We start from the raw sequence: 12,897 nt of genomic DNA, 5'->3' as shown, positions 1-12,897 counted from the left end.
AATGTCACAACCAGAAGTCAAAAATCCAGTTGGATGGGGTGACACAATAAAACAGGAAGACAAGCATGTCCGATCGTATCGATAGAGACGTGATTAACGCGCTAATTGCAGGCCATTTTGCGGATCCTTTTTCCGTACTGGGGATGCATAAAACCACCGCGGGACTGGAAGTCCGTGCCCTTTTACCCGACGCTACCGATGTGTGGGTGATTGAACCGAAAACCGGGCGCAAACTCGCAAAACTGGAGTGTCTCGACTCCCGTGGATTCTTTAGCGGTGTCATTCCGCGACGTAAGAATTTTTTCCGCTATCAGTTGGCTGTTGTCTGGCATGGTCAGCAAAACCTGATAGATGATCCTTACCGTTTTGGTCCGCTAATCCAGGAAATGGATGCCTGGCTATTATCTGAAGGTACTCACCTGCGCCCGTATGAAACCTTAGGCGCGCATGCAGATACTATGGATGGCGTCACAGGTACGCGTTTTTCTGTCTGGGCTCCAAACGCCCGTCGGGTCTCGGTGGTTGGGCAATTCAACTACTGGGACGGTCGCCGTCATCCGATGCGCCTGCGTAAAGAGAGCGGCATCTGGGAACTGTTTATCCCTGGGGCGCATAACGGTCAGCTCTATAAATATGAGATGATTGATGCCAATGGCAACTTGCGTCTGAAGTCCGACCCTTATGCCTTCGAAGCGCAAATGCGCCCGGAAACCGCGTCTCTTATTTGCGGTCTGCCGGAAAAGGTTGTGCAGACTGAAGAGCGCAAAAAAGCGAATCAGTTTGATGCGCCAATCTCTATTTATGAAGTTCACCTGGGCTCCTGGCGTCGCCACACCGACAACAATTTCTGGTTGAGCTACCGCGAGCTGGCCGATCAACTGGTGCCTTATGCTAAATGGATGGGCTTTACCCACCTCGAACTGCTGCCCATTAACGAGCATCCCTTCGATGGCAGTTGGGGTTATCAGCCAACCGGCCTGTATGCACCGACCCGCCGTTTTGGTACTCGCGACGACTTCCGTTATTTCATTGATGCCGCACACGCAGCTGGTCTGAACGTGATTCTCGACTGGGTGCCAGGCCACTTCCCGACCGATGACTTTGCGCTTGCCGAATTTGATGGCACGAACTTGTATGAACACAGCGATCCGCGCGAAGGCTATCATCAGGACTGGAATACGCTGATCTACAACTATGGTCGCCGTGAAGTCAGTAACTTCCTTGTCGGTAACGCGCTTTACTGGATTGAACGTTTTGGTATTGATGCGCTGCGCGTCGATGCGGTGGCGTCAATGATTTATCGCGACTACAGCCGTAAAGAGGGGGAGTGGATCCCGAACGAATTTGGCGGGCGCGAGAATCTTGAAGCGATTGAATTCTTGCGTAATACCAACCGTATTCTTGGTGAGCAGGTTTCCGGTGCGGTGACAATGGCGGAGGAGTCTACCGATTTCCCTGGCGTTTCTCGTCCGCAGGACATGGGCGGTCTGGGCTTCTGGTACAAGTGGAACCTGGGATGGATGCATGACACCCTGGACTACATGAAGCTCGACCCGGTTTATCGTCAGTATCATCACGATAAACTGACCTTCGGGATGCTCTACAACTACACTGAAAACTTCGTCCTGCCGTTGTCGCATGATGAAGTGGTCCACGGTAAAAAATCGATTCTCGACCGGATGCCGGGCGACGCATGGCAGAAATTCGCTAACCTGCGCGCCTACTACGGCTGGATGTGGGCATTCCCGGGCAAGAAACTGCTGTTCATGGGGAACGAATTTGCCCAGGGCCGCGAGTGGAACCATGACGCCAGCCTCGACTGGCATCTGTTGGAAGGCGGCGATAACTGGCACCACGGTGTCCAGCGTCTGGTGCGCGATCTGAACCTCACCTACCGCCACCATAAAGCAATGCATGAACTGGATTTTGACCCGTACGGCTTTGAATGGCTGGTGGTGGATGACAAAGAACGCTCGGTGCTGATCTTTGTGCGTCGCGATAAAGAGGGTAACGAAATCATCGTTGCCAGTAACTTTACTCCGGTGCCGCGTCATGATTATCGCTTCGGCATTAACCAGCCGGGCAAATGGCGTGAAATCCTTAATACCGATTCCATGCACTATCACGGCAGTAATGTCGGCAATGGCGGCACGGTACACAGCGATGAGATTGCCAGCCACGGTCGTCAGCATTCATTAAGCCTGACACTACCACCGCTGGCCACTATTTGGCTGGTTCGGGAGGCAGAATGACACAACTCGCCATTGGCAAACCCGCACCCCTCGGCGCGCATTACGACGGTCAGGGCGTCAACTTCACACTTTTCTCCGCTCATGCCGAGCGGGTAGAACTGTGTATCTTTGACGCCAATGGCCAGGAACATCGCTATGACTTGCCAGGGCACAGTGGCGACATTTGGCACGGTTATCTGCCGGATGCGCGTCCGGGTTTGCGTTATGGTTATCGCGTTCATGGCCCCTGGCAACCCGCCGAGGGGCATCGCTTTAACCCGGCGAAGTTGTTGATTGATCCTTGCGCGCGGCAAATTGACGGGGAATTTAAAGATAACCCGCTGCTGCACGCCGGTCATAATGAACCTGACTATCGCGACAACGCCGCCATTGCGCCGAAATGCGTAGTGGTGGTTGATCACTATGACTGGGAAGATGATGCCCCGCCGCGCACGCCGTGGGGCAGCACCATCATTTATGAAGCCCATGTCAAAGGATTAACGTACCTGCATCCGGAGATCCCGGTCGAGATCCGTGGCACTTATAAAGCCCTGGGGCATCCGGTGATGATCAACTATTTGAAACAGTTGGGCATTACCGCGCTGGAACTGCTGCCGGTGGCGCAGTTTGCCAGCGAACCACGCCTGCAACGTATGGGTCTAAGTAACTACTGGGGTTATAACCCGGTGGCGATGTTTGCGCTGCATCCGGCGTATGCCTGCTCCCCAGAAACGGCGCTGGATGAGTTTCGCGATGCAATCAAAGCACTGCATAAAGCGGGTATCGAAGTCATTCTTGATATCGTGCTCAACCATAGTGCGGAACTGGACCTCGACGGTCCGTTATTCTCTCTGCGTGGGATCGACAACCGTAGCTATTATTGGATAAGAGAAGACGGCGATTATCACAACTGGACCGGTTGTGGCAACACGCTCAATTTGAGTCATCCGGCGGTAGTGGATTATGCCAGCGCTTGCCTGCGTTATTGGGTAGAAACCTGCCACGTCGATGGTTTCCGCTTTGATCTGGCGGCAGTCATGGGCCGTACGCCAGAGTTCCGTCAGGATGCGCCGTTGTTTACCGCTATCCAGAACTGCCCGGTGCTCTCGCAGGTGAAGTTAATTGCTGAACCGTGGGATATTGCTCCTGGTGGTTATCAGGTGGGAAATTTCCCGCCGCTGTTTGCCGAGTGGAACGATCATTTCCGCGATGCTGCCCGTCGTTTCTGGCTTCATTATGATTTGCCTCTGGGGGCGTTTGCCGGGCGTTTTGCTGCCTCCAGCGATGTTTTTAAACGTAATGGTCGTCTGCCGAGTGCCGCGATTAATCTCGTCACCGCGCATGACGGTTTTACGCTTCGCGACTGCGTTTGCTTCAACCATAAACATAATGAAGCAAACGGAGAAGAAAATCGCGACGGGACCAACAACAATTATAGTAACAATCATGGTAAAGAAGGGTTAGGCGGTACTCTTGACCTGGTTGAACGGCGTCGCGACAGCATTCACGCCCTGTTAACAACGTTGTTGCTCTCCCAGGGTACGCCGATGTTACTGGCCGGTGACGAACATGGTCACAGCCAGCATGGCAATAACAATGCCTACTGTCAGGATAACCAATTAACCTGGTTGGACTGGTCGCAGGCAAGCAGTGGTTTAACCGCATTTACCGCCGCGTTAATCCATCTGCGCAAGCGCATTCCCGCTTTGGTGGAGAATCGCTGGTGGGAAGAAGGCGACGGCAATGTCCGTTGGCTAAATCGATATGCTCAACCTTTAAGCACGGATGAGTGGCAAAACGGGCCGAAACAGCTGCAAATTCTGCTCTCGGATCGCTTTTTGATCGCAATTAACGCCACGCTTGAGGTAACAGAGATTGTTTTACCTGCTGGGGAGTGGCACGCCATTCCCCCATTCGCTGGAGAGGATAACCCAGTGATTACGGCTGTCTGGCAGGGACCTGCACACGGATTGTGTGTGTTCCAGAGATGATAAAAAAGGAGTTAGTCATGGTTAGTTTAGAGAAGAACGATCACTTAATGTTGGCGCGCCAGCTGCCATTGAAATCTGTTGCCCTGATACTGGCGGGAGGACGTGGTACCCGCCTGAAGGATTTAACCAATAAGCGAGCAAAACCGGCCGTACACTTCGGCGGTAAGTTCCGCATTATCGACTTTGCGCTGTCTAACTGCATCAACTCCGGGATCCGTCGTATGGGCGTGATCACCCAGTACCAGTCCCACACTCTGGTGCAGCACATTCAGCGCGGCTGGTCATTCTTCAATGAAGAAATGAACGAGTTTGTCGATCTGCTGCCAGCACAGCAGAGAATGAAAGGGGAAAACTGGTATCGCGGCACCGCAGATGCAGTTACCCAAAACCTCGACATTATCCGCCGTTATAAAGCGGAATACGTGGTGATCCTGGCGGGCGACCATATCTACAAGCAAGACTACTCGCGTATGCTTATCGACCACGTCGAAAAAGGCGCACGTTGCACCGTTGCTTGTATGCCAGTACCGATTGAAGAAGCCTCCGCATTTGGCGTTATGGCGGTTGATGAGAACGATAAAATTATCGAATTCGTTGAAAAACCAGCTAACCCGCCGTCAATGCCGAACGATCCGAGCAAATCTCTGGCGAGTATGGGTATCTACGTCTTTGACGCCGACTATCTGTATGAACTGCTGGAAGAAGACGATCGCGATGAGAACTCCAGCCACGACTTTGGCAAAGATTTGATTCCCAAGATCACCGAAGCCGGTCTGGCCTATGCACACCCATTCCCGCTCTCTTGCGTACAATCCGACCCGGATGCCGAGCCGTACTGGCGCGATGTGGGTACGCTGGAAGCTTACTGGAAAGCGAACCTCGATCTGGCCTCTGTGGTGCCGGAACTGGATATGTACGATCGCAATTGGCCAATTCGCACCTACAATGAATCATTACCGCCAGCGAAATTCGTGCAGGATCGCTCCGGTAGCCACGGGATGACCCTTAACTCACTGGTATCCGGCGGTTGTGTGATCTCCGGTTCGGTGGTGGTGCAGTCCGTTCTGTTCTCGCGCGTTCGCGTGAATTCATTCTGCAACATTGATTCCGCCGTATTGTTACCGGAAGTATGGGTAGGTCGCTCGTGCCGTCTGCGCCGCTGCGTCATCGATCGTGCTTGTGTTATTCCGGAAGGCATGGTGATTGGTGAAAACGCAGAGGAAGATGCACGTCGTTTCTATCGTTCAGAAGAAGGCATCGTGCTGGTAACGCGCGAAATGCTACGGAAGTTAGGGCATAAACAGGAGCGATAATGCAGGTTTTACATGTATGTTCAGAGATGTTCCCGCTGCTTAAAACCGGCGGTCTGGCTGATGTTATTGGGGCATTACCCGCAGCACAAATCGCAGACGGCGTTGACGCTCGCGTACTGTTGCCTGCATTTCCCGATATTCGCCGTGGCGTGACCGATGCGCAGGTAGTATCCCGTCGTGATACCTTCGCCGGACATATCACGCTGTTGTTCGGTCATTACAACGGGGTTGGCATTTACCTGATTGACGCGCCGCATCTCTATGATCGTCCGGGAAGCCCGTATCACGATACCAACTTATTTGCCTATACCGACAACGTGTTGCGTTTTGCGCTGCTGGGGTGGGTTGGGGCAGAAATGGCCAGCGGGCTTGACCCATTCTGGCGTCCTGATGTGGTGCATGCGCACGACTGGCATGCAGGCCTTGCGCCTGCGTATCTGGCGGCGCGCGGGCGTCCGGCGAAGTCGGTGTTTACTGTGCACAACCTGGCCTATCAAGGCATGTTTTATGCACATCACATGAATGACATCCAATTGCCATGGTCGTTCTTTAATATTCATGGGCTGGAATTCAACGGACAAATCTCTTTCCTGAAGGCCGGTCTGTACTATGCCGATCACATTACGGCAGTCAGCCCAACCTACGCTCGCGAGATCACCGAACCGCAGTTTGCCTACGGTATGGAAGGTCTGTTGCAACAGCGTCACCGTGAAGGGCGTCTTTCCGGCGTACTGAACGGCGTGGACGAGAAAATCTGGAGTCCAGAGACGGACTTACTGTTGGCCTCGCGTTACACCCGCGATACGTTGGAAGATAAAGCGGAAAATAAGCGCCAGTTACAAATCGCAATGGGGCTTAAGGTTGACGATAAAGTGCCGCTTTTTGCAGTGGTGAGCCGTCTGACCAGCCAGAAAGGTCTCGACCTGGTGCTGGAGGCCTTACCGGGTCTTCTGGAGCAGGGCGGGCAACTGGCGCTACTCGGCGCGGGCGATCCGGTGCTGCAGGAAGGTTTCCTTGCGGCGGCAGCGGAATACCCCGGCCAGGTGGGCGTTCAGATTGGCTATCACGAAGCATTTTCGCATCGCATTATGGGCGGCGCGGACGTCATTCTGGTGCCCAGTCGTTTTGAACCGTGCGGCTTAACGCAACTTTATGGATTGAAGTACGGTACGCTGCCGTTAGTGCGGCGCACCGGTGGGCTTGCTGATACGGTTTCTGATTGTTCTCTTGAGAACCTTGCAGATGGCGTCGCCAGTGGGTTTGTCTTTGAAGATAGTAATGCCTGGTCGCTGTTACGGGCTATTCGACGTGCTTTTGTACTGTGGTCTCGTCCTTCACTGTGGCGGTTTGTGCAACGTCAGGCTATGGCAATGGATTTTAGCTGGCAGGTCGCGGCGAAGTCGTACCGTGAGCTTTACTATCGCTTGAAATAGTTTTCAGGAAACGCCTATATGAATGCTCCGTTTACATATTCATCGCCCACGCTTAGCGTAGAAGCTCTTAAGCACTCTATCGCTTACAAGCTGATGTTTACGATTGGAAAGGACCCGGTCGTCGCCAATAAACATGAATGGCTGAACGCAACGTTATTTGCTGTGCGCGATCGTCTCGTGGAGCGCTGGTTACGTTCAAACCGTGCCCAGTTGTCGCAAGAAACTCGTCAGGTTTACTACCTGTCGATGGAGTTTTTGATTGGCCGTACGCTTTCCAACGCCATGTTGTCGCTAGGAATTTACGAAGATGTACAGGGCGCACTGGAAGCGATGGGGTTAAATCTCGAAGAGCTGATTGATGAAGAAAATGACCCGGGCCTCGGTAACGGTGGCCTGGGACGTCTGGCGGCTTGCTTCCTTGATTCTCTGGCGACGTTAGGGTTGCCGGGGCGCGGTTACGGCATCCGCTATGACTACGGTATGTTCAAGCAGAACATCGTTAACGGTAGCCAGAAAGAGTCGCCTGACTACTGGCTGGAATACGGTAACCCGTGGGAATTCAAACGCCACAACACGCGCTATAAAGTCCGTTTTGGCGGTCGCATTCAGCAGGAAGGTAAAAAAACGCGCTGGATTGAAACCGAAGAGATTCTGGGCGTAGCTTACGATCAGATAATCCCAGGTTACGACACCGACGCGACCAACACGTTGCGTTTGTGGAGTGCCCAAGCCAGTAGCGAAATTAACCTCGGTAAATTCAACCAGGGCGACTACTTCGCGGCAGTGGAAGATAAAAACCACTCCGAGAACGTATCTCGCGTACTGTATCCGGACGACTCCACCTACTCCGGGCGTGAGCTGCGACTGCGTCAGGAATACTTCCTGGTTTCCTCGACCATTCAGGACATTTTAAGCCGCCATTATCAGTTGCATAAAACCTACGATAACCTGGCGGATAAAATTGCGATTCACCTCAACGATACCCATCCGGTGCTGTCGATTCCTGAGATGATGCGTCTGCTGATCGATGAGCACCAATTTAGCTGGGACGACGCGTTTGAAGTGTGTTGTCAGGTCTTCTCCTACACCAACCACACGCTAATGAGCGAGGCGCTGGAAACCTGGCCAGTCGATATGCTGGGTAAAATTCTGCCGCGTCACCTGCAGATCATCTTTGAAATCAACGACTATTTCCTTAAAACCTTGCAGGAACAGTATCCGAACGATACCGATCTGCTGGGACGGGCGTCGATCATTGATGAATCCAACGGTCGTCGTGTGCGTATGGCCTGGCTGGCGGTTGTGGTGAGCCACAAAGTTAACGGTGTATCGGAACTGCACTCTAACCTGATGGTGCAATCGTTGTTTGCCGACTTTGCGAAAATCTTCCCGGGTCGTTTCACCAACGTTACCAACGGTGTGACCCCGCGTCGCTGGCTGGCGGTAGCGAACCCATCGCTTTCAGCTGTGCTGGACGAACACCTGGGCCGTAACTGGCGCACCGACCTTAGCCTGCTTAATGAGCTGCAACAACACTGTGATTTCCCAATGGTTAATCACGCGGTGCATCAGGCGAAGCTGGAGAACAAAAAGCGTCTGGCGGAGTATATCGCCCAGCAGCTGAATGTGGTGGTAAATCCGAAAGCGCTGTTCGATGTGCAAATTAAACGTATTCACGAATACAAACGTCAATTGATGAATGTGTTGCACGTGATCACCCGCTATAACCGCATCAAGGCCGACCCGGATGCGAAGTGGGTACCGCGCGTGAATATTTTTGGCGGTAAGGCGGCTTCGGCCTATTACATGGCGAAGCACATTATTCATTTGATCAATGACGTAGCGAAAGTGATCAACAACGATCCGCAGATTGGCGACAAGCTGAAAGTCGTGTTCATCCCGAACTACAGTGTTAGCCTGGCGCAGTTGATCATTCCGGCGGCCGATCTATCTGAACAGATTTCGCTGGCGGGGACGGAAGCTTCCGGCACCAGTAACATGAAGTTTGCGCTTAACGGCGCGCTGACTATCGGTACGCTGGACGGTGCGAATGTCGAGATGCTGGATCATGTCGGTGCTGACAATATCTTTATCTTTGGTAACACAGCGGAAGAAGTGGAAGAACTGCGTCGTCAGGGCTACAAACCGCGTGAATACTACGAGAAAGATGAGGAGCTGCATCAGGTGCTGACGCAAATCGGCAGCGGTGTATTCAGTCCGGAAGATCCGGGTCGCTATCGCGATCTGGTCGATTCGCTGATCAACTTCGGCGATCACTACCAGGTACTGGCGGATTATCGCAGCTATGTCGATTGTCAGGATAAAGTCGACGAACTCTACGAGCGTCAGGAAGAGTGGACCGCAAAAGCGATGCTGAACATTGCCAATATGGGCTACTTCTCTTCTGACCGTACGATCAAAGAGTACGCCGATCATATCTGGCATATTGATCCGGTGAGATTGTAAGTTCGCTAAAAAACAGAACGGGGCCAAAAGGTCCCGTTTTTTTTCGCCTTTATTTAGGAAAAGTGTCCAGAGGGGGCGAGGGTTATCGGGGAGTATAATTTCGCCATTCAGCAAGAATGGAAAGAATAATGCAAAACGGAAAATGGATTTTGACCTCGCTGGTAATGACTTTTTTTGGCATCCCCATACTGGCGCAATTTTTGGCAGCGGTTGTTGCCATGCTGGGGGCCGGGCTTGCCGCTATTCTTGAGTTTTGCAATTTACTCTTTACACCAACAATTTATCTTCTACTCAACGTCTTTATGCTGACGCTGGGCGCATTACTGCTATTTTTCTCTGGGCGAGTGTGGGCGGGCGATAGCGCACCAGAAAACAGAGAAATAGCCGCCTGGCGACAATGTCTTTTTTTAGTTCCCGCTTTATTAACCCTGGTTGGCTGGATAATCACGCTACATCTGGCAGATTATCAATTTCGCCAGATGGGAGCCGGTTGGTTGGCAAACCTTATGCTTCCCTGGTTGGGCGTTTTTACAGTCTCATTCGTCGGTGGTGAGTACTGGTGGATAGTCATTATTCCCGTTGGCGCGCATATCAGTTTTTCACTGGGATACGGCTGGCCGACCAGACACCCTTTAACCGGCACCTCCGGTCTACGTTGCCGTAATTTACTTCTGTTCATTCTTCTCTTACTGGGTATTGTCGCTGGTTATCAGGCTTATTTATATAAACAGCTTAATCCCGGCGTCGGTGTGCGTGAAAATATTGATACCTGGGCCTGGCGACCCGATAAACTTAATAATCAACTGACGCCACTGCGTGGTAAACCACAAATTCAATTTACGCAAAACTGGCCGCGACTCGATGGCGCTACGGCGGCGTACCCCATTTATGCCTCTGCATTTTATGCATTAAGTGTAATACCAGAGGATTTTCACGTTTGGGATTATCTGGATAACTCTCGTACGCAAGAAGCATATAACAAAATCGTTAACGGTGATGCCGATATTATTTTCGTGGCGCAACCTTCCGATGGGCAAAAAAAACGCGCTGAGAAATCGGGCGTCACTTTGCTGTACACGCCATTTGCCCGTGAAGCGTTTGTTTTCATCGTCAATGCGGATAATCCGGTTAATTCCCTGACTGAACAACAAGTGCGTGACATTTTTAGTGGCGCAATTACCAACTGGCGCACGGTTGGCGGTAACGATCAGGAGATCCAGACCTGGCAACGCCCGGAAGACTCTGGCAGCCAGACAGTGATGCAATCGCAGGTCATGAAAAATGTCCGCATGATCTCGCCGCAGGAAACCGAAGTGGCAAGCATGATGGAGGGAATGATTAAAGTCGTTGCCGAATACCGTAATACAAACAACGCAATAGGCTACACCTTCCGCTATTACGCAACACAAATGAATGCCGATAAAAATATAAAACTGCTAGCGATTAACGGTATTGCACCGACTGCAGAAAATATTCGCAATGGCAAATATCCCTATGTCGTCGATGCATTTATGGTAACGCGGGACAATATGACGTCAGAAACACAAAAACTGGTTGAATGGTTTTTAACGCCGCAGGGGCAGAGTCTGGTGGAAGATGTGGGCTATGTGCCGCTGTATCCAACAATGAAATAACGCTCGAGAGAAAGGAATCAGCGCAATGAATAAATTCACCTGTGTTTTACTATTAGGTACGGCGCTACTGGCGGGATGTGTCGACCGGGAAGGGTACTATAACAGCGTCAGGGAAGAAGACAGCCATGGACTGACGTCTCTGCGGGGGCAACCTGAATTACGTTACAACGATGATTGGTCAAGATGGCCGAGAGTGTACGGCGCTACAGCCTTATACCCGCTGTATGCCTCCGCGTATTATGAATTAGTACCCGAGCCAAAAGATAAGGATCGAACCTCGCTGGCCTGGCAGGCGTATGGTTTGCAACAAACCCGAACAGCTGAAGCCTACGATAGTCTGATTAAGGGTACCGCGACGGTTATTTTTGTTGCACAACCGTCGGAAGGACAGAAAAAACGTGCAGAAGAAGCAGGTGTTAAACTCAAATATACCGCTTTCGCCCGCGAAGCCTTTGTCTTTATCGTTGATATCAAAAACCCGGTTAATTCACTTAGCGAACAGCAGGTCAAAGACATTTTTAGCGGTAAAGTGAGTCGCTGGAATAAAGTGGGCGGCGGTGACGAAGGTATAAAAATCTGGCAGCGGCCAGAAGATTCTGGAAGCCAAACGGTTATGAAGGGACTGGTTATGCAAGATACTCCAATGCTGCCAGCCAAAAAATCCACTGTTATCGATCTTATGGGCGGTTTAATTACCGAAGTCGCCGACTACCAAAATACACCATCTTCTATTGGATACACCTTCCACTATTACGTCACACGTATGAATGACAATATGCTCAAAATGCGCAAACAGATCAAACTGCTGGCTATAAATGGCGTTGCACCTACAGAGGAAAATATCCGTAACGGCACTTATCCGTACATAATTCATGCTTATATGGTGACGCACGAAAACCCTACGCTGGAAACGCAGAAATTCGTCGACTGGTTTTTAAGCCCGCAGGGACAGCAATTGGTAGAGGATGTGGGCTATGTGCCGATTTATGACGCATCATCCGAATCATCAGGACAATAAAGATGAATAAAATCAGACTTTATATTCCTCCGTTAATTCTTGGTTTTGTTATTGTGCCGTTGTTGGTGTGGCCGACGGTGGTTGCGCTGGCTGCTTGTGTTATCACGCTGAGTTTTATGGGAGAAATACTGTTCTCTATCCCGCTCATGTTCAGGCGTATTTCACTTCTGGAATTCCAACTTGGGTTATTGGCTGAATATGCACTTTTTTTTTCTGTGCCATGTGTTGCGTTGGTTGGCAATTTTCTTGCAGAGCTCAATCTGAACTGAAAAGCAGACTCCATTGTTGGTTGGTATTTGCACCAGTTTATTTCTGGTTGCTCCTGTGGAATATCATTTTCTATGTCGCGCCAGCGCAAATTGCTTTGCTGGAAAATATGCGCAATTTCTTTCTGACCATTGTCTGGTTACCCCTGAATTTTTTCAATTTGGGTCTCAGCCGTGGACTGACTTTATCGGTCCGATAAGCGCCCAGCTTGGTTTTGCATTGGGATATTATTGCCAGTGGCGTAGCAAAAATAGAAGTCAGAGGAAGAAGTGGGGCGAGTGGGTAATGTGTCTGAGTTTTGTTACGTTGGGTATGATTGCGTGGGCTTTGCGGTAATTCCTTGAATCAAAAAGTAGGTCAGATTGTTGACGAAGTGCGCTTTGTTTATGCCGGATGCTGCGTGAACGCCTTATTTTGTCTACAAAATCATGCAAATTCAATATATTGCATAAACCACGTAGGCCTGATAAGCGTAGCGCATCAGGCAGTTTTTTTGTTTATCATCAGTCTCAGGTCAGATTGAAATCTGACCTGACCACCTTAC

7 protein-coding genes and 1 pseudogene are annotated in these 12,897 nt (G+C 51.1%); all 8 read left to right on the top strand.

All coding sequences use genetic code 11. The features are described 5' to 3' along the window. Nucleotides 1-65 precede the first annotated feature (65 nt). A complete protein-coding gene (gene glgB, locus ACJHYD_RS16395) occupies nt 66-2,252 on the top strand; it encodes a 1,4-alpha-glucan branching enzyme (RefSeq protein ID WP_001283727.1) in 2,187 nt (728 codons plus the stop codon). Then, nucleotides 2,249-4,222 carry a glycogen debranching protein GlgX gene (gene glgX, locus ACJHYD_RS16390; RefSeq protein ID WP_000192508.1) on the top strand — a complete coding sequence of 658 codons (1,974 nt, stop codon included), beginning with the start codon at nt 2,249-2,251 and terminating at the stop codon, nt 4,220-4,222. The genes glgB and glgX overlap by 4 nt, the downstream gene beginning before the upstream one ends. A gap of 17 nt (nt 4,223-4,239) precedes the next feature. Beyond that, entirely contained in the window at nt 4,240-5,535 is a 1,296-nt protein-coding gene (gene glgC, locus ACJHYD_RS16385; protein ID WP_000253975.1) for a glucose-1-phosphate adenylyltransferase, read from the top strand. Next, a complete protein-coding gene (gene glgA, locus ACJHYD_RS16380; RefSeq protein WP_001197646.1) occupies nt 5,535-6,968 on the top strand; it encodes a glycogen synthase GlgA in 1,434 nt (477 codons plus the stop codon). The genes glgC and glgA overlap by 1 nt, the downstream gene beginning before the upstream one ends. Before the next feature lie 18 nt (nt 6,969-6,986). Continuing rightward, the gene (gene glgP, locus ACJHYD_RS16375; protein ID WP_000993450.1) at nt 6,987-9,434 is read left to right on the top strand and encodes a glycogen phosphorylase; all 2,448 of its coding nucleotides are present in this window, start codon (nt 6,987-6,989) and stop codon (nt 9,432-9,434) included. Between the two features lie 125 nt (nt 9,435-9,559). Further along, on the top strand, nt 9,560-11,068 hold the full coding sequence (locus tag ACJHYD_RS16370; protein ID WP_122989436.1) for a PstS family phosphate ABC transporter substrate-binding protein: 1,509 nt from the start codon (nt 9,560-9,562) through the stop codon (nt 11,066-11,068). Nucleotides 11,069-11,093: 25 nt separating this feature from the next. Then, on the top strand, nt 11,094-12,086 hold the full coding sequence (locus ACJHYD_RS16365; protein WP_001032207.1) for a PstS family phosphate ABC transporter substrate-binding protein: 993 nt from the start codon (nt 11,094-11,096) through the stop codon (nt 12,084-12,086). Between the two features lie 2 nt (nt 12,087-12,088). After that, nucleotides 12,089-12,689 (top strand): annotated as a pseudogene (locus ACJHYD_RS16360) (hypothetical protein). Nucleotides 12,690-12,897: the final 208 nt, after the last annotated feature.

This window comes from Escherichia sp. WS1368, assembly GCF_046487485.1.
Taxonomy (GTDB): domain Bacteria; phylum Pseudomonadota; class Gammaproteobacteria; order Enterobacterales; family Enterobacteriaceae; genus Escherichia; species Escherichia coli.
The sequence above is the reverse complement of the archived record's forward strand: the minus strand, read 5'-3'. Positions and strand labels throughout refer to the sequence as shown.

Coding starts and splice junctions, on each gene's coding strand:
- glgB (WP_001283727.1), top strand. CDS start 66: ATGTCCGATCGTATCGATAGAGACGTGATTAACGCGCTAATTGCAGGC.
- glgX (WP_000192508.1), top strand. CDS start 2,249: ATGACACAACTCGCCATTGGCAAACCCGCACCCCTCGGCGCGCATTAC.
- glgC (WP_000253975.1), top strand. CDS start 4,240: ATGGTTAGTTTAGAGAAGAACGATCACTTAATGTTGGCGCGCCAGCTG.
- glgA (WP_001197646.1), top strand. CDS start 5,535: ATGCAGGTTTTACATGTATGTTCAGAGATGTTCCCGCTGCTTAAAACC.
- glgP (WP_000993450.1), top strand. CDS start 6,987: ATGAATGCTCCGTTTACATATTCATCGCCCACGCTTAGCGTAGAAGCT.
- ACJHYD_RS16365 (WP_001032207.1), top strand. CDS start 11,094: ATGAATAAATTCACCTGTGTTTTACTATTAGGTACGGCGCTACTGGCG.